Origin of the sequence: Streptomyces sp. NPDC051219 (assembly GCF_040682335.1) — a bacterium.
Lineage (GTDB): Bacteria > Actinomycetota > Actinomycetes > Streptomycetales > Streptomycetaceae > Streptomyces.
In genome coordinates, this window is sequence record NZ_JBFBAS010000014.1 from 22023 (window position 1) to 42860 (window position 20838).

The 20838-nt window shown below is 69.7% G+C and carries 24 protein-coding genes, 1 tRNA gene and 1 riboswitch; of the genes, 16 read left to right on the top strand and 9 right to left on the bottom strand.

Features of this window, described 5'->3' with window-relative positions; all coding sequences use genetic code 11:
* Window positions 1-231: 231 nt before the first annotated feature.
* Window positions 232-1533 (bottom strand): PTS transporter subunit EIIC, encoded by a 1302-nt coding sequence (locus AB0M62_RS17885; RefSeq protein ID WP_366075155.1) that lies wholly within the window; start codon window positions 1531-1533, stop codon window positions 232-234.
* A gap of 142 nt (window positions 1534-1675) precedes the next feature.
* On the opposite strand from AB0M62_RS17885, the gene AB0M62_RS17890 reads away from it, so the two are divergent.
* From AB0M62_RS17890 to rdgB, 4 genes are all read left to right on the top strand, one after another.
* Window positions 1676-1990, top strand: coding sequence for a PTS glucose/sucrose transporter subunit IIB (locus AB0M62_RS17890; protein WP_366075156.1), 315 nt, complete (start codon window positions 1676-1678; stop codon window positions 1988-1990).
* Between the two features lie 106 nt (window positions 1991-2096).
* Window positions 2097-2822, top strand: a complete 726-nt coding sequence (gene rph, locus AB0M62_RS17895) for a ribonuclease PH (RefSeq protein ID WP_366075157.1) — start codon at window positions 2097-2099, stop codon at window positions 2820-2822.
* Window positions 2823-2925: 103 nt separating this feature from the next.
* Window positions 2926-3315 (top strand): hypothetical protein, encoded by a 390-nt coding sequence (locus AB0M62_RS17900; protein ID WP_366075158.1) that lies wholly within the window; start codon window positions 2926-2928, stop codon window positions 3313-3315.
* Window positions 3316-3337: 22 nt separating this feature from the next.
* Window positions 3338-3940, top strand: coding sequence for an RdgB/HAM1 family non-canonical purine NTP pyrophosphatase (gene rdgB / locus AB0M62_RS17905; RefSeq protein ID WP_366075160.1), 603 nt, complete (start codon window positions 3338-3340; stop codon window positions 3938-3940).
* 45 nt (window positions 3941-3985) lie between these two features.
* Here rdgB and AB0M62_RS17910 read toward each other — a convergent pair.
* The 4 genes from AB0M62_RS17910 to bcp all read right to left on the bottom strand — a co-directional run bounded on the left by AB0M62_RS17910 (window position 3986) and on the right by bcp (window position 6084).
* Window positions 3986-4069, bottom strand: a tRNA-Leu gene (locus AB0M62_RS17910).
* A gap of 52 nt (window positions 4070-4121) precedes the next feature.
* Window positions 4122-4787, bottom strand: a complete 666-nt coding sequence (locus AB0M62_RS17915) for an HNH endonuclease signature motif containing protein (RefSeq protein WP_366075161.1) — start codon at window positions 4785-4787, stop codon at window positions 4122-4124.
* On the bottom strand, window positions 4784-5476 hold the full coding sequence (locus AB0M62_RS17920; protein ID WP_366075162.1) for an HNH endonuclease signature motif containing protein: 693 nt from the start codon (window positions 5474-5476) through the stop codon (window positions 4784-4786). The genes AB0M62_RS17915 and AB0M62_RS17920 overlap by 4 nt, the downstream gene beginning before the upstream one ends.
* Before the next feature lie 140 nt (window positions 5477-5616).
* Window positions 5617-6084: a thioredoxin-dependent thiol peroxidase gene (gene bcp / locus AB0M62_RS17925; RefSeq protein WP_366075163.1), complete on the bottom strand. Its 468-nt coding sequence runs from the start codon at window positions 6082-6084 to the stop codon at window positions 5617-5619.
* A 131-nt stretch (window positions 6085-6215) separates the two neighbouring features.
* Between bcp and AB0M62_RS17930 the strand changes: the two genes are divergently transcribed.
* The 3 genes from AB0M62_RS17930 to AB0M62_RS17940 all read left to right on the top strand — a co-directional run bounded on the left by AB0M62_RS17930 (window position 6216) and on the right by AB0M62_RS17940 (window position 7478).
* A complete protein-coding gene (locus tag AB0M62_RS17930) occupies window positions 6216-6536 on the top strand; it encodes a DUF3618 domain-containing protein (protein ID WP_366075164.1) in 321 nt (106 codons plus the stop codon).
* Between the two features lie 53 nt (window positions 6537-6589).
* Window positions 6590-6931 carry a co-chaperone GroES gene (locus tag AB0M62_RS17935; protein ID WP_366075165.1) on the top strand — a complete coding sequence of 114 codons (342 nt, stop codon included), beginning with the start codon at window positions 6590-6592 and terminating at the stop codon, window positions 6929-6931.
* 126 nt (window positions 6932-7057) lie between these two features.
* Window positions 7058-7128: riboswitch (guanidine-III (ykkC-III) riboswitch) on the top strand.
* Between the two features lie 29 nt (window positions 7129-7157).
* Window positions 7158-7478: a multidrug efflux SMR transporter gene (locus tag AB0M62_RS17940; RefSeq protein WP_366075166.1), complete on the top strand. Its 321-nt coding sequence runs from the start codon at window positions 7158-7160 to the stop codon at window positions 7476-7478.
* Window positions 7479-7509: 31 nt separating this feature from the next.
* Here the strand turns inward: AB0M62_RS17940 and AB0M62_RS17945 are convergent, their stop codons facing one another.
* Window positions 7510-10011, bottom strand: a complete 2502-nt coding sequence (locus tag AB0M62_RS17945) for a transglycosylase domain-containing protein (RefSeq protein ID WP_366075167.1) — start codon at window positions 10009-10011, stop codon at window positions 7510-7512.
* Between the two features lie 238 nt (window positions 10012-10249).
* Between AB0M62_RS17945 and AB0M62_RS17950 the strand changes: the two genes are divergently transcribed.
* From AB0M62_RS17950 to AB0M62_RS17965, 4 genes are all read left to right on the top strand, one after another.
* Complete coding sequence (locus AB0M62_RS17950; protein WP_366075168.1) at window positions 10250-11050, top strand: ABC-2 family transporter protein; 801 nt, start codon at window positions 10250-10252, stop codon at window positions 11048-11050.
* Between the two features lie 76 nt (window positions 11051-11126).
* Entirely contained in the window at window positions 11127-11891 is a 765-nt protein-coding gene (locus tag AB0M62_RS17955) for an ABC transporter permease (RefSeq protein WP_366075288.1), read from the top strand.
* Between the two features lie 8 nt (window positions 11892-11899).
* Window positions 11900-12862, top strand: a complete 963-nt coding sequence (locus AB0M62_RS17960) for an ATP-binding cassette domain-containing protein (protein ID WP_366075169.1) — start codon at window positions 11900-11902, stop codon at window positions 12860-12862.
* Window positions 12863-12924: 62 nt separating this feature from the next.
* Entirely contained in the window at window positions 12925-13623 is a 699-nt protein-coding gene (locus AB0M62_RS17965; protein ID WP_366075170.1) for a DUF1707 domain-containing protein, read from the top strand.
* A 90-nt stretch (window positions 13624-13713) separates the two neighbouring features.
* Here AB0M62_RS17965 and AB0M62_RS17970 read toward each other — a convergent pair whose 3' ends face one another.
* Window positions 13714-14988, bottom strand: coding sequence for an SGNH/GDSL hydrolase family protein (locus AB0M62_RS17970; RefSeq protein WP_366075171.1), 1275 nt, complete (start codon window positions 14986-14988; stop codon window positions 13714-13716).
* 147 nt (window positions 14989-15135) lie between these two features.
* On the opposite strand from AB0M62_RS17970, the gene AB0M62_RS17975 reads away from it, so the two are divergent.
* Window positions 15136-16437, top strand: a complete 1302-nt coding sequence (locus tag AB0M62_RS17975) for a DUF445 domain-containing protein (protein WP_366075172.1) — start codon at window positions 15136-15138, stop codon at window positions 16435-16437.
* A 58-nt stretch (window positions 16438-16495) separates the two neighbouring features.
* Here AB0M62_RS17975 and AB0M62_RS17980 read toward each other — a convergent pair whose 3' ends face one another.
* Window positions 16496-17389 carry a CHRD domain-containing protein gene (locus AB0M62_RS17980; protein WP_366075173.1) on the bottom strand — a complete coding sequence of 298 codons (894 nt, stop codon included), beginning with the start codon at window positions 17387-17389 and terminating at the stop codon, window positions 16496-16498.
* Between the two features lie 193 nt (window positions 17390-17582).
* On the opposite strand from AB0M62_RS17980, the gene AB0M62_RS17985 reads away from it, so the two are divergent.
* The 4 genes from AB0M62_RS17985 (at window position 17583) to AB0M62_RS18000 (ending at window position 19789) form a co-directional block, all read left to right on the top strand.
* The gene (locus tag AB0M62_RS17985; protein WP_366075174.1) at window positions 17583-18086 is read left to right on the top strand and encodes a hypothetical protein; all 504 of its coding nucleotides are present in this window, start codon (window positions 17583-17585) and stop codon (window positions 18084-18086) included.
* A gap of 485 nt (window positions 18087-18571) precedes the next feature.
* A complete protein-coding gene (locus tag AB0M62_RS17990; RefSeq protein ID WP_366075175.1) occupies window positions 18572-19204 on the top strand; it encodes an N-acetyltransferase in 633 nt (210 codons plus the stop codon).
* An 82-nt stretch (window positions 19205-19286) separates the two neighbouring features.
* Complete coding sequence (locus AB0M62_RS17995; protein ID WP_366075176.1) at window positions 19287-19637, top strand: hypothetical protein; 351 nt, start codon at window positions 19287-19289, stop codon at window positions 19635-19637.
* The gene (locus AB0M62_RS18000; RefSeq protein WP_366075177.1) at window positions 19634-19789 is read left to right on the top strand and encodes a hypothetical protein; all 156 of its coding nucleotides are present in this window, start codon (window positions 19634-19636) and stop codon (window positions 19787-19789) included. The genes AB0M62_RS17995 and AB0M62_RS18000 overlap by 4 nt, the downstream gene beginning before the upstream one ends.
* Window positions 19790-19945: 156 nt before the next feature.
* On the opposite strand, the gene AB0M62_RS18005 is transcribed toward AB0M62_RS18000, so the two are convergent.
* Complete coding sequence (locus AB0M62_RS18005) at window positions 19946-20797, bottom strand: excalibur calcium-binding domain-containing protein (protein WP_366075178.1); 852 nt, start codon at window positions 20795-20797, stop codon at window positions 19946-19948.
* Window positions 20798-20838 lie beyond the last annotated feature (41 nt).

Below are 20838 nucleotides of genomic sequence, written 5' to 3' on the forward strand. Positions count from 1 at the left end.
GCGGGGCGGCAGCATCCAGGTGGTCTACACCACTCGGTGGTGTAGACCTGTTCTAGCATGGTGAAGGACGGATAAGGAACCCTCAGTTCCAGTGGTCCAGACCACATTCGGGCATACGCGACAAAGGCCCCCGGGCTATGCGGTCCGGGGGCCTGCGCGGGCGGCGTGAAGGGTGGGCACGGGCAGCGTGAGGGGCGAGCCCGGGCGTGGTGCGGATGGTGCCTCGAACGGCTACGGCTTCGTGATGTCCCGTTCGGCCTCCGCCTCCTCGTCGTCCGGCTCGCGCCCGGGGGTGGGCAGATTGAACCTGGTGATCGCGAAGCGGAAGATCACGTAGTAGATCACCGCGAAACCGAGACCGATCACGATCAGCATCCAGGGTTTCGTCGCCAGGCTCCAGTTGATGACAAAGTCGATCAGGCCCGCCGAGAAGCTGAAGCCGTCCTTCGCGCCGAGCTCCCAGCTGACGGCCATCGACACACCGGTCAGCACCGCGTGGATCGCGTACAACAGCGGAGCGATGAAGAGGAACGAGTACTCGATCGGCTCGGTGATGCCGGTGACGAAAGAGGTCAGGGCGACCGACAGCATCATGCCGCCGACCGCCTTCCGGCGGTGTGGCTTCGCGCAGTGGTACATCGCCAGCGCGGCGGCAGGCAGGGCGAACATCATGATGGGGAAGAAGCCGGTGGTGAACTGACCGGCCGTGGGGTCGCCCGCCAGGAACCGGTTGATGTCGCCGTGCACGACGGTGCCGTCCGGCTCGGTGTACTCCCCGAACTGGAACCAGATGGGCACGTTCAGGAACTGGTGGAGGCCGATGACGAGCAGGGCCCGGTTCGCCAGACCGAAGATGCCCGAACCCCAGGCGCCCAGGCTTACCAGCCAGTCGCTGAAGCTCTCGAGCGCGCCGCCGACCGGCGACCAGACCCATAGGCAGAGGACCGCGAAGGCGATGGCCACGAAGGACATGATGATCGGGACCAGGCGGCGGCCGTTGAAGAACCCCAGCCAGTCGACCAGCTTGGTCCGGTGGTAGCGCTGCCAGAGCCATGCGGTGAGCAGACCCATGACGATGCCGCCGAAGACGCCGGGGTTCTGGTAGGTGAATGCCGTCACCGACTTGTCCAGTCCCTGGCACCCCGTCTCCACCACGGTCGACCCGACTTCGCAGTCCTTCGGGAACTGGCGCAGCACGTTGAGATAGACCAGGAATCCCACCACGGCCGCGAGCGCCGTGGACCCGTCCGCCTTCTTGGCCATGCCGATGGCGACGCCGATGCAGAACAGCATGGGCAGGCCGAGTTCCCCGTCGAGCAGCGCGCCGCCGGCTCCGTCCATGACCTTGGCGACGTTGTCCCAGCCGAGACCCTTCGCGCCGAACACGTCCGGCTGTCCGAGCCGGTTGAGGATGCCCGCCGCCGGGAGGACGGCGATCGGCAGCTGCAGGCTGCGGCCCATCTTCTGGAGCCCCTGGAACAGCCCGTGCCACGGCTTCCTCGGTGGCGCTGCCGCCTTGCTGTACGCGCTCATCCGCGGCCTCCCGGAACAGGCAGGTTTGGCAGTTGCCCCACACTGGTGTAGACCAGTTGCGATGCGGTCCCGGAATCCGGCCGGAGGGCGGGCAACCGGTGATCGTCATCATTCGACAGAAGCCCGATGCCCGCTCGTGAAGATGGGCCAACCGTGCGTTACCGTGACGAAGCGGACCAACGCTGGGCCGAGACAGCGCTCTTTGAAAAGCAGGGAGAAGAACATGGCCACCAAGGCTGAGAAGATCGTCGCCGGGCTCGGCGGGCTCGACAACATCGAAGAGGTCGAGGGCTGCATCACCCGCCTCCGCACCGAAGTCGTCGACCCCTCCCTCGTCGACGAGGCCGCGCTGAAGGCCGCCGGCGCCCACGGCGTCGTCAAAATGGGCACCGCGATCCAGGTCGTCATCGGCACCGACGCCGACCCCATCGCCGCCGACATCGAAGACATGATGTGAGCTGACACCCGCTCACGCACCCCCCGCACACGACGAAGACCCCGGTCCGGCCGCCCCCACGGCACCGGAACGGGGCCCTCGCGCGCCAGCCGATAGGCTCGGGACCATGTCTCGCATCGACGGCCGCACCCCCGACCAGCTCCGCCCCGTCACCATCGAACGCGGATGGAGCAAGCACGCCGAGGGCTCCGTACTCATCTCCTTCGGCGACACCAAAGTCTTCTGCACCGCCTCCTTCACTGAAGGCGTTCCCCGCTGGCGCAAGGGCAGCGGCGAAGGGTGGGTCACCTCCGAGTACTCGATGCTGCCCCGCTCCACCAACACCCGCGGCGACCGCGAATCCGTACGCGGCAAGATCGGCGGCCGCACCCACGAGATCTCCCGCCTCATCGGCCGCTCGCTCCGCGCCGTCATCGACTACAAGGCCCTCGGCGAGAACACCATCGTCCTCGACTGCGACGTCCTCCAGGCAGACGGCGGCACCCGCACCGCCGCCATCACCGGTGCCTACGTCGCCCTCGCCGACGCCATCACCTGGGGCCAGGGCAAGAAACTCATCAAGGCCGGCCGCAAGCCCCTCACCGGAACCGTCGCCGCGGTCAGCGTCGGCATCGTCGACGGCGAACCCCTCCTCGACCTCTGCTACGAGGAAGACGTCCGCGCCGAAACCGACATGAACGTCGTCTGCACCGGCGACGGCCGCTTCGTCGAAGTCCAGGGCACCGCCGAAGGCGAACCCTTCGACCGCAAGGAGCTCAATGCCCTCCTCGACCTCGCCGCCGGCGGCTGCGCCGACCTCCGAGCCGTGCAGGCCACCGCGCTCGGCCAGTAAAGAAGCAACCGAAGACGCCGCCACCTGCGTCATCACACACACGGGCGCACGGGCCGAACCGTGCGCCCGTCCGCACAGCCCGCACCTGGGGAGGGACCGTTCCATGGCCTCGCGCCGCCGACGTAACGCCGCACTCGCAGCCGCCGCCGTACTCATCGCCATTCCCACCGCCATCGGCTGCAGCGCCATCGACAAGGCATTCGACTGCGCCCAGACCGCCGTCGCCATCAGTGACAGCGTCAACGACCTCCAGCAGGCCGTCTCCAACGCCGGCAACAGTCCGCAGGAGGCCCAGGAAGCTCTCGACCAGATCGAGAAGAACCTCAACGACATCGGCGACAAGACCGACAACGCCGACGTCGGCAAGGCCGTCGACGACCTGACCAGCGGCGTGAAGAACGTCCGCGAATCCATCGAGAGCGGCGACGCCACCCCGGACATCACCCCGGTCACGAACGCGGCCTCCGAACTCACCAAGGTCTGCTCGCCCTGACGCGCCCCCGATAATCGGTGGCATGACCCGCCTGATTCTCGCCACCCGCAACGCGGGCAAAGTCACCGAGCTCCACGCCATCCTGTCCGCCGCCGGCCTGCCCCTCGAGCTGGTCGGCGCGGACGCTTACCCCGAAATCCCCGACGTCAAGGAAACCGGCGTCACCTTCGCGGAGAACGCCCTCCTCAAGGCGCACGCCCTCGCCCAGGCCACCGGCCTGCCCGCCGTCGCGGACGACTCCGGCCTCTGCGTCGACGTACTGAACGGTGCTCCCGGCATCTTCTCCGCCCGCTGGGCGGGGCGGCACGGCGACGACAGCGCGAACCTCCGGCTCCTGCTGGCCCAGCTGTCCGACATCGACGACGCCCAGCGGGGCGCCCACTTCGCCTGCGCGGCGGCCCTCGCCCTGCCGGACGGTACGGAAAGGGTGGTGGAGGGCCGCCTCCAGGGCACGCTCCGCCACACTCCGGCGGGCACGGGAGGCTTCGGCTACGACCCGATCCTGCAACCGGAGGGCCACACGCGCACGTGCGCGGAGCTCTCGCCGAAGGAGAAGAACGCGATCAGCCACCGGGGCACGGCGTTCCGGGCGCTGGTGCCGGTGCTGCGGGAGCTGCTGGGCTGAGAAAAGCGGCCTGCGTATCATCCTTCGATTCGCAGGCCGCTGACGTGCGGCGGAAGGGATTCGAACCCTCAAGCCGTTTCACGGGCCACAGATCCTAAGTCTGCTGCGTCGCCGTTGCGCCACCGCCGCTAGCCGCCTGCCATCGTACCGGGCAGGCGGCTGGGGTGGTTCGACTGTCCTGTCAGCGTGCGCTCCGGCGGCTGCCTCCTCGGCACCAGGTGCTGGTTATGGCGTGGCAGTTGGGACACAGCAGCCGGAGGTTCTCCCGACGGTCGTCGCTCCAGTCACCGTTGATGTGGTCGACCTCAAGAGTCATGGGTCTGCCCTGCCACAGGGGCTCGGTGCCGCATTCCGCGCATCGCTCAGGAACGCCGGTCTCCCGGAGCGCCCGGCGGAGTTGCACCGTCCTGGTGCGCTGCCCGCCGGTGTGCTTGACGAGCACATCCTCCGGTTTCTTCGTCGGCGTCGTGCCTGGCTTCCCGAGCTTGTGAGCCTGCCCCAGGAAGTGCGATGTCGAAATTCCGTAGTCCGCTGTCCACTGGCGCAACAGAGCGCGTTGGCGGCCATTGTCCGGCTGGCCGAGCCGTCGAAGAGCGTCGGCTATGGAGAGGGATTTGCCGACGGATTCGCGCAGCACGCCCGCTTCGGGGCGACTTCTCACTGTGTGGCCATCGCGGCGGCGGAAGTGCGAGGTGTCGATGTCGAAGTGCTCGAAGCGTCGTAACAGGTACCTGCGTAGGTGGCTGTAGGGACGCGCCCCCAGGTACACGATGACTTCGTCGATGTCTCCACATTTCTCCGCGGCCTCCACCAGCCGCTCGCGTGTGTACCGCTGCGTCTCGCTCACGAGCCGTCAACTCCGAGGCGTGAGAGACGGCTTGCGGTGGCTCGTCGCCCTTTGCCACGACCGCGGTAAGTGTCGGTGGTGGAATGGCAGTTGGGGCAGAGGAGACGGAGGTTCCCGGCGCGGTTGTTGCGCCAGTTGCCGTCGATGTGATCCACCTCCAGCGGGAGGGGCTGCCCACGCCATGTCGCCTCGATGCCGCACTGAGCGCAGCGATCCACGACCCCGAGACCGAGGAGCGCTCGCTTGAGTTGCACGCTCGGTACGCGGCGCGCATGCGCCGAGCCGTCCTCCACCAGGATCTCTTCGGCTGACCGGCGGCGTCGCTTGCCGCGCATGCTCTCCGTGTGTCCGTATCGGGCGAAGTGCGACGTGTCGATGCCGAAGGCCTTTACCCTGCGGCTGATGTGCGTGTGTTGCCCGCCCACGAGCTCAACACCGAGCCGCCGCAAGACCTCATTCATGCTCGTCGACGCAGAAACGACGGATTCGAGTATCTCCCTGGTCCACCGCGCTCCTTCACGCTCGAAGTGCGAGGTGTCGATGTCCAGCTTCTTCATCCGCTCGGACACGTACTTGCGTCGCGGCAGATTCCTTGGGTCGATCCCGAGTTTGATCAGGGCCTCGGACATGGTCCGCGACGACGTGGCCGCCTCGCCGAGACGCTCTCGGGTGTATGGGCTCGCTGGCATGGTTCGTCCCCCTCCAGTCCGGCCGCATGTTCGCGGCATCGCACTGAGTAACGAACCGGTTATCGGATGGTCACGTCCGAAATACGGAACGGCCCGCACCACTTCCGTACGAGCCGTTCCGGAGGAGCAAAGGGTCCCGGTCAGATGGCAAGGTCCTTGATGATCTTTGCTACGTGGCCGGTCGCCTTCACGTTGTACATCGCGCGCTCGACCCTGCCCTCCTCGTCCACGAACACTGTCGAGCGGATCACGCCCGTCACCGTCTTGCCGTACAGCTTCTTCTCGCCGAACGCGCCGTACGCCTCGAGCGTGGCCTTCGAGGGGTCGCCCACCAGCGTGACCTTCAGGTCTTCCTTCTCGCGGAACTTCGCGAGCTTCTCCGGCTTGTCCGGGGAGACGCCGATGACGTCGTAGCCCGCGCCCGCCAGCACCTCGAGGTTGTCCGTGAAGTCGCAGGCCTGCTTGGTGCAGCCGGGGGTAAGCGCGGCGGGGTAGAAGTAGACGATGACCTTGCGGCCCTTGTGGTCCGCGAGCGAGACGTCGTTGCCGTCGGCGTCGGGCAGGGTGAAGGCGGGGGCAGTGTCGCCGGGCTGGAGTCGCTCGCTCATCAAGGTCTCCTCGGTAGGGGGTAGGGCGTACGACATCGAGCGTAATAGGGGCGCCGTGGGGTGCGACGCGTCCGAAGCTGACAGACTGTCGAGCAAAAGACCACGAAACATACGACGACGGAGGCAGCGCGGTGTCGGATGCCAGGACCCCTGCGGAGATCGAGGCGGACATCATCCGCAGGCGCGACCAGCTTGCCGAGACGCTCGACGAGATCGGGGTGCGGGTGCACCCCCGGACGATCATCGGGGACGCGAAGGCGAAGGTCGCTTCGACCGTGGACCAGACCGCCGGGCGTGCTTTCGTCGCCGTGAACCGGACCGTGACGGACGTACGCGGAAAGCTCGTGTCGGACGATGGCGCGCCGCGGCTGGAGCGGATCGTGCCGGTGGCGCTCGTGCTCGTGGGCGTCGTGGGGCTGCTGGCCTTCTCGGCGCGGCGCAGGCGGGGATGACCGGCGATGACCCTCAGGGGCACGCCGTGCGGCCGGGCAGGTAGGTTCGTGGCGTGAGCGAGAACACCACCCACGACAAGCTGCCCATCCGGATGCTGCACGACCGTGTGCTGGTCCGGTCCGACACTCCCGAGGGCGAGCGGCGCTCGGGCGGCGGCATCCTGATTCCGGCGACCGCGGCTGTGGGCCGGCGGCTGGCGTGGGCCGAGGTGGTCGCGGTCGGCCAGAACGTACGGACCGTGGAGCCGGGGGACCGGGTGCTGTACGACCCCGAGGACCGGGCGGAGGTCGAGGTGCGGGGCGTCGCCTACGTACTGATGCGGGAGCGCGATCTGCATGCGGTGGCGGCGGAGCGGCTGGAGGGGTCGGAGGACTCGACCGGGCTGTACCTGTAGCCGCAGCCGCTCGCAACGGGCGACAGCGGGCCGCAGCGGGCGACAGCGGGCCGCAGCGGGCCGCAGCCGGCCACAGTCGGCCGTAGTGGAACCAGAGGGCCGGTGACCACCGTCACCGGCCCCTTTGCTGCCCGTTTGCTACGGTTGGCGGAACCCGACGAGACGCGCCGTACCGGGCTTCGCAAAGACGACGCACCCCGTGTTTCCACGTCTCGGAGGTGCCGTCATGGCCTGGGTCTTTCTTCTTGTCGCCGGTCTGCTCGAGGTCGGCTGGTCGATCGGTATGAAGTACACCGACGGATTCACCCGCCTCTGGCCGAGTGTGTTCACCGGCCTCGGCATCGTCGCGAGCATGATGCTGCTGTCGCACGCCGCCAAGACGCTGCCGATCGGTACGGCCTACGGCGTCTGGGTCGGTATCGGTGCGGCCGGTGCGGCGGTGCTCGGCATGACTGTGCTCGGTGAGCCCGCCACCGCCGCCCGGATCTTCTTCGTCTGTCTGCTGCTGGTCGCCGTCGTGGGCCTGAAGGCGACCTCCGGGCACTAGGCCGCCCGCTCGACCGCCCCGCCGGCGGGTCCTACCGGTTCCGGGGGCGGGGGCCCTGCGTGCCCGTGGTGCCCGTGGCTCCGCCGCCGTCCGTCGTCCCCCCGCCGGTGGTGCCTCCGGTGTCGGCGGTGCCGCCGTCGGTCGTACCGCCCCCGTCCGTCGTTCCGCCGTCCGTGGTCCCGCCGTCCGTGGTCCCGCCGGTCGTGCCGCCGTCCGTCTGGCCGCCCTGCGTCTGGCCGCCCTGCGTCTGGCCGCCTTGCGTCTGGCCGCCTTGCGTCTGGCCGCCCTGGGTCTGGCCGCCCTGCGTCTGGCCGCCGCCCGTGGTGCCTCCGGGGCCGGTCGTGCCGCCCTGCGTCTGGCCGCCCTCCGTCCGGCCACCTTGGTCCTGGCCCGGGGTCTCCTGGTCACCGGGCTCCCGCGTGTCCGGGTCCTCCGGGATCAGAACCTCCTCGGCGCCCGGCTGCAGCTCCAGCTCGAATTCGACGGGGTCGCTGCCCTCCAGTGCCTTCTTCGTGTACTCGGCCCAGATCCGGGCGGGGAAGCCGCCGCCGTTGATGCGGGCTTCGCCCAGCGTGCCGTACAGCGGGAGGAGTTTGCCGGTGTCCGGGTCCTGGCCCATCACCGCGACGACCGTGGCGAGGTCGGGGGTGTAGCCGGCGAACCAGGCGGCGCGGTCCTCCTCGGCGGTGCCGGTCTTGCCCGCGGCCGGGCGGTCGACGGCGCGGGCGGCGGTGCCGGTGCCGTTCTCCACGACGCTCTGCAGGACGGAGGTGGTGGTGTCGGCGGCCTCACGGGTCACCGCCCGCGTGCTGTGCCGCGGGGGGAGCTCGATCGCGGTGCCGTCCTTGGTGATCTTCTCGACCATCGTGTACGAGACGCGTTCGCCGTGGTTGGCGAGTGTGGCGTACGCCTGGGTCATGTCCAGGACGCTTGCCTGTGCCGTACCGAGCGCGATGGAGGGAACGGCGTCCATGGCCGGGGTGTCCTCGGGGATTCCGAGGTCGACGGCGGTCCGCTCGACCGTGCTGGGGCCGACGTCGACCGCCATCTGCGCGTAGACGGAGTTGACGGACTTGTCGGTGGCGGTGCGGACGGTGATCCGCCCGTACGAGACGTCGTCCTCGTTGGCCGGGGCGTAGCCGACGCGGCCGTCCGGGCCTTGCACGGGTCGCTTGTTGGTGCCGTCGTAGACGGTGTTGGGGGTGATCCGACGGCCGTACTGGGTCGAGGAGTGGTTCTCGACGGCCGAGGTGAGGACGAACGGCTTGAAGGTGGAGCCGACCTGGTAGTCGCGGCGGGTGGCGTTGTTGACGTACTGCCGGGTGTAGTCGAAGCCGCCGTACATGGCGACGACCTTGCCGGTCTCCGGGTCGATGGAGGCGCCGCCGGCCCGGACGATGCGGTCCTTCTTGCGGTCCTTGTCGATGGAGTTGACGAGTTCCTTGTCGACCGCGTCGACGAAGGCGTTCTGCCGCTCCTTGTCGATGGTGGTGGTGATGCGGTGGCCGCCGGCGGCGAGTGTCTGCTCGTCGATGATGTCGTGGGTGGTGAGGTAGTCCTCGATGGCCTCGACGAGGTAGCCGCGCTGTCCCGACATGGCGGCGGAGGCTTTGGCCGCGCTTGGGACGGGGAACGTCATGGCGGCCCGGTCGGCGGGCGTGAGCCAGTTCTCCTTGACCATGCCGTCGAGCACGTAGTTCCAGCGGGCCAGTGCTCTGGCCTTGTTCTGGGGGTGGGTGACGACGTCGTAGGCGCTTGGGGCGTTGAGGAGCGCGGCGAGGTAGGCGCCTTCGGCGGTGGTGAGTTTGATGGCGTCCTTGCCGTAGTACGCCTGGGAGGCGGCCTGGATGCCGTACGCGTTGCGGCCGAAGTAACTGGTGTTCAGGTAACCCTCGAGGATGGAGTCCTTGGTCTCCTCGCGGCCGAGTTTGACCGCGATGAAGAACTCCTTGGCCTTGCGGGTGACGGTCTGCTCCTGGCCGAGGTAGTAGTTCTTGACGTACTGCTGGGTGATGGTGGAGCCGGACTGCTTGCCCTTGCCGGTGACGGTGTTCCAGGCGGCGCGGAGCATCGCCTGCGGGTCGACGGCCCGCTCGGAGTAGAAGTCGCGGTCCTCCGCGGAGAGCACGGCCCGCTGGACGGTGCTGGGCACTTCGGCGAGTCTGACGTTCTGCCGGTTGACCTCGCCGTCGCGGGCGAGCGGGGAGCCGTCGGCGTAGAGGTAGACGTTGCTCTGGGCGGTGGCCGCGGCGTTGGCGGGCGGGATGGAGACGAGCAGGTAGCCGGCCACGAGGCCGCCGACGACGAGCAGGGCGAGCAGCAGGAAGGTGCCGAGGACCATCCGCCAGGTGGGGAGGAGGCGCCGGAGGCCGGTGCGCTTGGGGCGGGGCTTCTTTCCGGCCTTTCCGGCGTTGCCGGCCATTCCGGCGTTCCCGGTCGCCGGGGGAGTGCCGGGCTGCCCGGACCCGCGGGCCGCGCCGGGGGTCGCGGGGTCCCGGGGTGTCCAGCCCTGCTGGTGTTGCTCGTCGCTCATGTCTCTAGTGACTCCTCGGTCGCGTCCGGCGGTTCACTCTCCGGAGGCAACGGTGTCGTAACGGGCGATTCGCGTGCTACGCCCGTAAAACCGATGAAACCCAAAACACTGTCGCATGCGGTCGGCCGATATTCGGTCGCGGCGTTCCGGCCCGCTGGGCTAAGGTCGTGCGCTTTGGTGCTGGGCGGTTCCGGTGGCGGTTCGGGTGGCGGTCTCGGCGGCGGGGGAGTGGTCTGGCGTGCGGATGTACGCGGTCGTCGCGGCGGGCGGGTTCCGGCGTTACGCGACGTACGGGACGGCGACGGCTGCCGGGGTGTTCACCAACACCGTGTTCGGTTTCATCCTCGCTTACACGTTCATCGCGCTGTGGGACGAGCGTCCGGGGCTGGGCGGCTACGACCAGGCGCAGGCGCTGACGTTCGTCTGGGTGAGCCAGGCGCTGCTGTCGCCGACGGCGCTGTTGGGGGGCGGCTTCCACGAGGAGCTGCAGGAGAGGATCCGTACCGGCGACATCGCGGTGGATCTGTACCGGCCGGCGGACCTCCAGTTGTGGTGGATGGCGAGCGATCTGGGGCGGGCGGGGTTCCAGCTGCTGGGCCGGGGTGTCGTGCCGCTCGCCGCGGGTGCGGTGTGCTTTCGGCTCGCGCTGCCTTCGGATCCGCTGGTGTGGCTGCTGTTCCTGGTCTCCGTGTGGCTGGGGATCGTGGTCAGTTTCGCGGTCCGCTTCCTGGTCGGGCTGTGCGCGTTCTGGCTGCTGGACGGGGCCGGGGTCAACATGATCGCTCTTCTCCTTGCCGTCTTCTTCTCCGGCATGCTTCTGCCGCTCACGGTCTTTCCGGGCGCGCTCGGCGAGCTGGCGCGGGCTCTGCCGTGGGCGGCGATGCTCCAGGTGCCGGTGGACGTGCTGCTGGGCAGGCACTCGGGCCGGGCGGCGGCGGGGGCGCTGGGGTTCCAACTGGCGTGGGGTCTTGCGCTGCTGGGCGCCGGGCGGCTGCTCCAGTCCGTGGCGACCAGGAAGGTGGTGGCCCAGGGTGGGTGACCGGTACGGGGAGGCGGGGGAGTCGCCGGCGGCCCGTGTGGCCGACGCCGTGCGGGGCTACTGGCTGATCGTCGCGATGTGGGTGCGCTCGACCATGGCGTACCGGGCGTCCTTCGCGCTCAACACCTTCGGCAACTTCGCCGCGAGCGGCCTGGACTTCGTCGCGATCGTCATCATGTTCCGGCACACCGAGGTACTGGGCGGGTTCTCGCTGGCCGAGGTCGCCGTCCTGTACGGGGCCTGCTCGACCTCGCTGGGCCTGGCCGATCTGATGCTGGGCAACACGGACCGGGTGGGCGCGCGCATCAGGGACGGCTCGCTCGACACCTTGCTGGTGCGGCCCGTCCCGGTGTTCGCGCAGGTCGCCGCCGACCGGTTCGCGCTGCGCAGGGTGGGGAGGGTCAGCCAGGGCCTGTTCGTGCTGGTGTGGGGGCTGGCCTCGGCCGATGTGGCGTGGTCGCCGCTGAAGGCGGTGCTGGTCCCGGTGATGGTGCTGGCCGGGGCCGTGATCTTCTCCGCGGTCTTCGTCGCCGGTGCCGCGTTTCAGTTCGCGGCGAGCGACGCGGCGGAGGTGGCCAACTCGTTCACGTACGGCGGCAACACGATGCTGCAGTACCCGCCGACGATCTTCGCGAGGGAGCTGGTGCGCGGGGTGGTCTTCGTCGTGCCGCTCGCATTCGTCAACTGGATGCCGGCGCTCTACATCCTGGGCCGGCCGGACCAGCTGGGCCTGCCGTCCTGGTCGGCGTTCCTGAGTCCGCTGGTGGCGCTGGCCGCTGTCCTGTTGGCCTCGCTCGGGTGGCGGGCGGGCCTGCGTTCGTATCGGAGTACGGGGAGCTGAGGGGCGGCGTGACGGGTTTCATCGAACTGGAGGGTGTCGAGAAGGTCTTCGACGTACGGCGCAGGACGGGGTTCCTGCGCCGGGAGAAGCACCAGGTGCGGGCGGTCGACGGGATCACCTTCGAGGTGCCGAGCGGCGAGATGGTGGGCTACATCGGGCCGAACGGCGCGGGCAAGTCGACCACGATCAAGATGCTGACGGGCATTCTGACGCCGAGTGGCGGCCGGCTGCGGGTCGCCGGCATCGACCCGTCCCGGGAGCGTACGCGGCTGGCGCACCGCATCGGGGTGGTCTTCGGGCAGCGCACCACCCTGTGGTGGGACCTGCCGCTGATCGACTCGTACAAGCTGATGCACCGGATGTACCGGATCCCGCGTGCCCGCTACCAGGAGAACCTCGACCGCTGCGTCGAACTCCTCGATCTGGCCGAGCTGCTAGAGGTTCCGGTACGGCAGCTCTCGCTCGGCCAGCGCATGCGCGGTGACATCGCGGCCGCTCTGCTGCACGACCCGGAGGTGTTGTATCTGGACGAGCCGACCATCGGTCTGGACGTGATCAGCAAGGCGAAGGTGCGGGGTTTCCTACGGCAGCTGAACGCGGAGCGCGCCACGACCGTCCTGCTGACGACGCACGACCTGACCGATATCGAGCAGCTGTGCAAGCGTGTGATGGTCATCGACCACGGGCGGCTGATGTACGACGGGGCTCTGGCGGGGCTGCACGAGGTGGGGGAGAGCGAGCGGACGCTCGTCGTCGACCTGGAGCGGGAGCTGCCGGCGATCGAGGTGGACGGGGCGCGCACGGTCAGGGTGGAGGGGCCGCGCCAGTGGCTGGCCTTCCCGGCCTCGGCTTCGGCGGCGCCGCTGGTGGCCGCGGTGGCTGCGGAGTATCCGCTGCTGGATCTGTCGGTGCGGGAGCCGGCCATCGAGGACGTGATCGCGAAGATGTACGCGGAACGGTCGGGCGCGTAGATCCTTTTTTGCGGCAGATCAGGTGCTGCGGGCAACGGGTCTCACTGAATAGGCTGTTGGTCATGACTGACGAGCAGCTTCCTGAACTGCGTGCCTCCGATGCGGACCGGGAGCGGGTCGCGGAGCGGCTCAGGGACGCCCTTGCCGAGGGGCGGCTCGACATGGAGGAGTTCGGGGAGCGGCTGGAGGCGACGTTCAAGTCCCGTACGTACGCCGAGCTGGAGCCGATCACCCGCGATCTGCCGGTTGCCGGAAGCGCCGGCACGGTGGCGCCCGCAGGGTCCGCCGCGTCCGTCTCACCGGGCGGCTGGGCGGGGCGTATCGGCGGCGAGGGCACCTCGAAGTGGGCCGTCGCGATCATGGCCGGCTTCCAGCGCAAGGGGTACTGGACCGTGCCCCGCCGTTTCACCTCGTTCGCGTTCTGGGGCGGCGGCGTGATCGATCTGCGTGAGGCGCGGTTCGCCGAGCGCGAGGTGGTGATCAACTGCATCGCGATCATGGGCGGTGTGCAGGTGATCGTCCCGCCGGGGGTCGAGGTGGACGTGCGCGGCTTTGGTCTGATGGGCGGCTTCGACCAGCGCGAGGTGGGTGAGCCGGGCGAGCCGGGTGCGCCGCGCGTGGTGGTCACGGGCTTCGCCTTCTGGGGCGGTGTGGGCGTGGAGCGCAGGCTCGCCCGTGCGGAGAAGCAGCGGCTGAAGGCGGAGCGCAGGCAGCAGAAGCTGGAGAAGGGCAATGGCGAGGACCGCAAGGAGCTCGACTGAGCGCGGGGCCCCGGCGCGGCACGTGTCCTCGGCCCGGCAGCGTCAGCTCGTCCGCGTTCCGTCGGGCCGGCAGCGTGCGGGCCCGTGTCCTCAGCCCAGCAGCGTGAGGTCGAGCGCCCGTCCCATCGCCCGGTAACCGGTGTCGCTCGGGTGCAGATGGTCCCCCGAGTCGTACGCGGGACGCAGCCGGTCCGGCGCGTACGGATCGCGGAGCGCGCGGTCGAAGTCCACCACCGCGTCGAAGACGCCGCCTGCGCGGATCGTGCCGTTGACCGCGCGGCGTACGGCGTCCCGTTCGGCCGTATGGCCGCGGTGTCCGCCGAACGGCATCACCGTCGCGCCGACCACCTTCAGGCCCCGTGCGTGCGCCCGGCGGGTCAGCTCGCGCAGGCCGTCCGTGATCCGGGCCGGGTCGGTCTGCTGTGGCGTTCCCAGGATGTCGTTGACGCCGATCACGACGACGACGGCCCGTACTCCCGAGCGGGACAGCACGTCGCGGTCGAAGCGGGAGAGGGCGCTCGGGCTGGACGCGTCGGTGAGCAGCCGGTTCCGGCTGATGCCCTGGTTGAGGACGCCGAGCCGCGGGGCGCCCCGCGACGTACGCAGCCGGTCGGCGAGTACGTCGGGCCAGCGGCGGTTCGCGTCGACCGTGGAGGAGGAGCCGTCGGTGATGGAGTCGCCGAGGACGACGACCGCGCCCCGGGCCCGGTCGCTCAGTACGTCCACGGCGGTGAGGTGCCGCCAGCTGAGGGTCCGTTCGGTGTAGGCCTGCGCGCCGGTGTCGTGCGTGTGGTCACCGGCCGCCGCGTAGGAAGTCTGGCGGGCCCGCGGGTGGTACGTGACGGGACCGGCCGGAGCCGCCGACCGTGGCGCGTAGGTGCTGACCAGGACGTCGGCGTCGGCCGGTACCGGCAGCCGTGCGGCGTCGCTGGTGATCTCTCCGCCGGCCGGGATGGAGATGGCGGGGGAGCCGCCGAAGGTGAGCGGGCGGAGGGTGCCCGGCGCGGCGGCGGGTCTTTCGCGCGGGTGGGCCAGGGCGATCGAGGCGTGGCCGATACGCAGCGGTCGTACGCCGAAAAGGTTCGAGAGGGTGACCCGGACACGGCTGCCGCCGATGCTGGTGTGGATGACGTTGCGGAACGTACGCCCGGAGTGGCCGGTGCCGTGCGTGCCGGGCTCCGCGGCGGCGGGGGACGCGGACCAGGTGCCGACCCAGAGGGCGCGCGGGTGGCCGGCGGGGCGGTCCTCGCTGCCCGAGGCGCCGGAGACGCCCATGAACACCCCGGCGGAGACGAGAGCGGCCACGGTCAGCAGCGTGGCTAGCACGGCCAGACCTCGGTGCGTGCTCATACGGTGCTGGGTCATCCGCGGTGTCTCCTCGTCCGGCCGGAGGGTCAGGCCTGGTTCGCCGGGGAAGACGTCGGGAACTCGTGGCGCGTTCCAGGAGTAGGTCAGGTAGGGACAATGCGTACGAGGACGGTCGGACGGGTGGAGTGAATGGAACGCACAAAAGTGGCAGAAGCAGACATTGCGCGGTCTGCCCCGCTCGGCGCTTTCTCATACAGTCCCGCCGACGAGGAGAAGTTCCGCGGCGTCCGCCGTATGAAGACGACGGCGACCGGACTGCTGCTCCTGGTCGCGCTGGTGTACGTACTGGCCAAGTGGGCGCAGCACGAGGGCGCCGGAGGCTGGACCGGCTACGTCGCCGCCGCGGCGGAGGCGGGCATGGTCGGCGCGATGGCCGACTGGTTCGCGGTCACCGCGCTGTTCCGGCACCCGCTGGGCGTACCCATCCCGCACACCGCGATCATCCCGACCAAGAAGGACCAGCTGGGTGTCACTCTGGGTGGTTTCGTCGGCGAGAACTTCCTCTCCTCCGACGTCGTACGGGCCCGGCTGCGCGCGATCGGCATCGGCAACCGCCTCGGCGCCTGGCTGGCGGAACCGGCCCACGCCGACCGGGTGACGGCCGAGCTGTCGACCGCGCTGCGCGGGGCGCTGACGGTCCTGCGTGACTCGGACGTCCAGGCGGTGGTCAGCGAGGCCATCACCCGGCGGGCGAACGAGGCGGAGATCGGTCCGGGCATCGGAAAGACCCTGGAGAACATCGTCGCGGACGGCGGTCACCGCAAGATGGTGGACCTGGTGTGCCTACGGGCGCAAAACTGGCTGGTCCTGCACGGCGACTCGGTCATGGACGCGGTGCAGGGCGGGGCTCCGGGCTGGACGCCGCGTTTCGTCGACAAGAAGGTCGGCGAGCGTGTCTACAAGGAGCTGCTGCGCTTCATCACCGAGATGCGGGACATGCCGGAGCATCCGGCGCGCGGGGCCCTGGACCGTTTCCTCCGGGACTTCGCCGCCGACCTCCAGTCGGACACGGACACCCGGGAGCGGGTGGAGCGGCTGAAGTCGGAGATCCTGAGTCGCGAGGAGGTGCAGGACGTGATCGCCTCCGCCTGGTCGTCCGTACGCGCGATGATCATCTCGGCGGCCGAGGACGAGCAGAGCGAGCTGCGGCTGCGGGTGCGGGCGTCCCTGCTGTCCCTGGGCAACCGGCTGGCGACGGACGCCCGGCTGCAGTCCAAGGTGAACGGCTGGGTGGAGGGCGCCGCGGCGTACGTGGTGACGACGTACCGTGACGAGATCACGTCCCTGATCACCGACACGGTGGCGGGCTGGGACGCCGAGCACACCTCGCGCAAGATCGAGGCGCACATCGGGCGGGACCTGCAGTTCATCCGGATCAACGGCACCGTGGTGGGTGCGCTGGTGGGACTGCTGATCTACACGGTGTCGCGGGCGTTGGGCGCGTAACGCGCGCCCAACGCCCTGCAACGCCCGGCGGTGGCCACGGCCACGGCCACGGCCACGGTCAGCGGAACAGCTGGCCTCGGACCGCGCCGTCGGGGAACTCCGTGGTGTGGATGTTGGAGTAGTAGTTGCGCGGGTTGGCGCGCACCCGGTCGACGACGGCCGCGTCCTGGCCGGTCAGGCGGCCGGAGACGGCGAAGATGCCGTCGGGCACCGGGTTGTTGAAGAAGTCGAGGACGACCGGGCCGTTGACGCCGAACTTGCCCTTGTGGATGTGGCCGAGGGACGGGCTCTTGATGCTGACCCAAGCCAGGGAGTAGTCGACGTTGGTGCCCTTGGGGCGCAGGAACGTCACGGCGTGGCCGTCGGGGTCGCCGACCTTCGAGGCGTCGTTCTTGGGGACCTCCTGGTCGCCGTTGGAGAGGCCGCGGAGCTTGCCGCCCTTGATGATGGACAGCGGATTGACGTTGTGCTTCAGCGGCTTGAGCTGGCCGCGGACGGCGCCGCCGGGGAACTCGGCGCTGTGCAGGTTGACGTAGAAGCCGGCCGGGTCGGACCGGATGTCGTCGGCCAGCTCGGCGTCGGTGAGCGACACCTGCCCGGCCGCAGAGTGCACGGTGTCGGGCATGGCGGAACCGAAGAGCGGGACCCTCACCGCCCCGTTCTGGCCCTTGGCGCCCTGGTGGATGTGGCCGAGGCTCGGTACGAGGCCCTTCCACCGCAGGGCGAACGTCACCCGGTTCCCCTTCACCTTGACGAGCGCGACGGCCTTGCCGTCCGGGTCGTTGACGGCGGGCCCGCCCGCGACCGGTACCTCCTCGGCGCCGCTGAGGGTGGCGGTGAAGCTCGCGGCGCGGCCCTTGGCGGGGCCGTGGGCGGCGCTCTGGTGGGGACCGTCGTGAGCGATCGCAGGAGTAATCCCAGCAGTACCGAGAACAACTGCGGTCGCTGCCATCGCAACAATGCTCTTACGCATTTCCTGTGCCTCCCGTTAAGGCCGGCCGCCGATGCGGTCGGTCGCCGGGAAGTACGCGCGGTCCGGTCGTGCTGTTCAAAGGGAAATTCCTGCAATTCGGTTGAACCGTGGGTCAGTTGCGGCCGTACATACCTGTGCACCCCACCCATCCACAAGAGGACAAGGAATCATCATGCGCAGCACCACCCGGACCACCACTCTGCTCGCGGCACCGCTGGTATCCCTGGCGCTGCTGACCCTCGCCGCCTGCGGCTCACCGGACTCGGGCGGCTCGTCCGAGGAGTCGGCGGGGAAGCCTTCGCCGAAGCCCGCCGCGGCCGCCTCGGTCAAGGTCGCGGACTCGCCGCTCGGCAGGATCCTGGTCGACGATTCCGGCCGTACGCTGTACGGATTCACCAAGGACAAGCCCGGGAAGGGCGGCGCGTGCGACGCGGACTGCATCGCGGTCTGGCCGGCGTTGACGACCGCCAAGGACGTGGCGGCGGGCGCGGGCGCGGATGCCGCGCTACTGAAGGAGACGAAGCTGGGGGAGGGCGCGGAACAAGCCACCTACGGGGACTGGCCCCTGTACTACTACGTCGGGGACGCGTCGTCCGGCGACGTGAACGGACAGGGTCTGGACGGCGAATGGTTCGTGATCGCGGCGGACGGAAAGCTCGTCAAGAAGGCGGCCTGACCGCTCCGCGATTGTTGCGGACTCGTGAAAATTCCGGATCTCGGAAACCCGATATTCCGCAAGCGCTGAATAGTGGCCACCGGAGATCGGATTCACGGAGATCCGGACGTGTGGTCCCTGATACCCGGATACCCGGATACCCGGATGCGCGGATTCCCGGCAGCGGTGCGGAGGCTGATCTCCGTACGGCGGCCGGGAATTCGTCTGTCCGGGGTTCCGAAGCCCTCGGGGCGCGTGGGGACGCACGGGGACGCACGGGACTCGCGGGACCCCGCAGGACGGGCGCATGGGACCCGCGAGACGACACGACACCCACCGGCCACCCCAATCCCAGGGCGACGTGCGGCTGTGGGACGTGTGGGCGGCATGCCGTACGAAAGTCGGAATTGCCTCACAACCTCCGTATCTGTAGACCATCCACCCAGAAGGCCAACTCCGCGTACATTCGGGCGCAGAAGGAGACAGGAACCGAGGAGCCAACCCAAGTGATCTGCTACGGACCGACCGTCCTGGATCTGGCCGACGAGCTGGTCGAGGCCTACACCGAAGTCTTCTCCGCGCCCCCGTGGAACGAGGACGAAGAAACCATTCGTCAGTTCGCATCCCGCCTGCCGACGGACGCCCGGCGGCCCGGCTTCCGCGCCGCCCTCGCCCAGTCCGTCTCCGGCATCGACGGCTTCGCGACGGCCTGGCTGACCAAAGGGCCCTTCCCGGCCGACCGGGCGTACGGCAAGGTCATGGCCCAACTGGGCCCCGACCGCACGAAGGATCTTCTGCTGGGCGCCCTGGAGGTCGACGAACTGGCCGTCCGCAGGCACGCCCGCGCCCAGGGCACGGGCCGCGGCCTCCTCGCGGAACTGGCGGCCGACGCACCGGATGCCCGTGCCTGGCTGCTGACGGCGCGCAAGGCGAGAGCCACGGTCGCGACGTACCGTCGTCTGGGCTGGCACGAGGTGACCCCGCTCCCCGGCACGGAGAACGAGGTCATCGTCTTTCTGGGGCCCAACCACCCGTCCGCCAAGGGGGATCGACCTCCCCGCGGCAATCACCGAGGCATGATGGAAACACTCGACGGTCTCGCCGCAGGCAGCGCAACCCGGCGACGTACCACCAGCTGAAGAACGCCGGAATCCCCCGGGCACCATCACCGGCCGCGCCAGAGCCGGCGGCCCGTGGCAACGCCTGCTGCCACGCGTCTGCTTGCTGCAGACTGGGCCGCCCGACCGCCATCAACGGGCCCTGTCGGCAGTCCTCTACGCGGCCGGCCCGTCCACCGACCCGCTCTCCGGCTCGACGTCGGTACTGACCGGTGGGGCGGCCCTCGCCCTCATCGGGGCACGGGGAGCACCGGCCACGCCGGTGGACGTGCTGGTCGACGCCCCGCGCGCGGTCATGGACAAGGCGTACGTACGCACCCTCAGCACCCGCCGCTGGCCGCCCACCATCCGTGTCAGGCATCCCGAGCACCCGCCCGATCCGCGCGGCGGCCGACTTCGCGGCCCGCGCCGACAACGCCCGGAGCCGCTCTGGAACCCCGACTGCTCACCATGAACGGCGAGTTCCTCGCCACGCCGGACGGCTACTGGCCGGAAGAGGGCGTGGCACTGGAGATTGACTCGGCGGAGTACCACTTCAGCCGCGCGAGCCGGCAGTCACTGTGCGCCGCCGTCTGCGCCTGGAGGCCCACGGCCGGCTGGTGGTGAGCGCAACCCCGGCGATGGACCGGGACACGCGGCGGGAGGTGATCGCGGCGGTCAGGGCCATGCTGATCCTGGGCGCCGCGCGGCGGGAGCCCCCGCACCTGGTGATCCGGGCCCAGTCACAGGGTCGGTTGTAGTAGCGGGGGCCGAGGTCCTTGCTCACTCACACGCGACACCATCGCCGTCCCGGTCGAGGTGGCGGCCGTAACCGGGGTCGCCGGTACGGATGGGGGCGGCGCCGGCGGCACGGACGGCAGTGCAGTTCGCGTAGTACGTGCTGCCGCCTCCACCGCCGGTGGACCCGCCGGAGCTGGACCCGCCGGAACCGGAGCCCCCAGTGCTGGACCCGCCGGAGCCGCCGTACGGCTCGCAGCCCACTCCGTCTCCGTCCCGGTCGAGATGCCGCGCGTACCCGGCATCACCGGTACGCACGGGGGCAGCCCCGGCGGCGCGGGCGGCGTCGCAGTTGGTGAAGTAGACCTTGGGCTTGGCCTTGGCCTTGGCCTTGGTCGGTGTGGGCGTGGGCGTCGGCTTGGCGACGGTGATCCGTACGACGGCTGTCGCGGTCAAGGCTGCCTCGCCCTTCACCTCCACCTTGTACGTGAACTCGTCCTCACCGCCGTACCCAGCGGCGGACGTGTAGCCGATGGACGTCCCGTCCACCGCCGCGGTGCCGTTCGTGGGCGGAGTGTCGACGGCGAGGACGAGCTCAGCCTCGTCGTACTCGGTGAGCAACTCCGCCGCCGTACCGTCCACGAGTGTCACGGAGTCATTGCCGAGTACGTCCACCACGATCGCCTGCGCGGCCTCCGCGCTCTCCTCGTCGTCGACGAGCGCGAGCGCCCGTTCGGCCGTGGGCGAGGAGGACGTCGCCGGGGCGGCGGCCGGTGTATCGGCGACGGTTTTCGCGTCCCTGGTCGCGCTGCTGCCACCACATCCCGCCAGAGCCATCGCCAGTGCGGCAACCCCTGCCGATATCGCGGCCGGTCCGCGCACCACTCTCGAAGACATGTGCCCCCCAAGGCATTTCCGTACGACTGAGGGGGCGATGC

Excerpts from the sequence above, each read along its gene's own strand:
- AB0M62_RS17900 (WP_366075158.1), top strand. The coding sequence starts at position 2,926 with ATGGCCTCGCGCCGCCGACGTAACGCCGCACTCGCAGCCGCCGCCGTA.
- AB0M62_RS17945 (WP_366075167.1), bottom strand. The coding sequence starts at position 10,011 with ATGAGCGACGAGCAACACCAGCAGGGCTGGACACCCCGGGACCCCGCG.
- AB0M62_RS17985 (WP_366075174.1), top strand. The coding sequence starts at position 17,583 with ATGCGCAGCACCACCCGGACCACCACTCTGCTCGCGGCACCGCTGGTA.
- AB0M62_RS17965 (WP_366075170.1), top strand. The coding sequence starts at position 12,925 with ATGACTGACGAGCAGCTTCCTGAACTGCGTGCCTCCGATGCGGACCGG.
- AB0M62_RS17890 (WP_366075156.1), top strand. The coding sequence starts at position 1,676 with ATGGGCCAACCGTGCGTTACCGTGACGAAGCGGACCAACGCTGGGCCG.
- AB0M62_RS17970 (WP_366075171.1), bottom strand. The coding sequence starts at position 14,988 with ATGACCCAGCACCGTATGAGCACGCACCGAGGTCTGGCCGTGCTAGCC.
- rdgB (WP_366075160.1), top strand. The coding sequence starts at position 3,338 with ATGACCCGCCTGATTCTCGCCACCCGCAACGCGGGCAAAGTCACCGAG.
- AB0M62_RS18005 (WP_366075178.1), bottom strand. The coding sequence starts at position 20,797 with ATGTCTTCGAGAGTGGTGCGCGGACCGGCCGCGATATCGGCAGGGGTT.
- rph (WP_366075157.1), top strand. The coding sequence starts at position 2,097 with ATGTCTCGCATCGACGGCCGCACCCCCGACCAGCTCCGCCCCGTCACC.
- AB0M62_RS17885 (WP_366075155.1), bottom strand. The coding sequence starts at position 1,533 with ATGAGCGCGTACAGCAAGGCGGCAGCGCCACCGAGGAAGCCGTGGCAC.
- AB0M62_RS17920 (WP_366075162.1), bottom strand. The coding sequence starts at position 5,476 with ATGCCAGCGAGCCCATACACCCGAGAGCGTCTCGGCGAGGCGGCCACG.
- AB0M62_RS17940 (WP_366075166.1), top strand. The coding sequence starts at position 7,158 with ATGGCCTGGGTCTTTCTTCTTGTCGCCGGTCTGCTCGAGGTCGGCTGG.
- AB0M62_RS18000 (WP_366075177.1), top strand. The coding sequence starts at position 19,634 with ATGAACGGCGAGTTCCTCGCCACGCCGGACGGCTACTGGCCGGAAGAG.
- AB0M62_RS17980 (WP_366075173.1), bottom strand. The coding sequence starts at position 17,389 with ATGGCAGCGACCGCAGTTGTTCTCGGTACTGCTGGGATTACTCCTGCG.
- AB0M62_RS17955 (WP_366075288.1), top strand. The coding sequence starts at position 11,127 with ATGTGGGTGCGCTCGACCATGGCGTACCGGGCGTCCTTCGCGCTCAAC.
- bcp (WP_366075163.1), bottom strand. The coding sequence starts at position 6,084 with ATGAGCGAGCGACTCCAGCCCGGCGACACTGCCCCCGCCTTCACCCTG.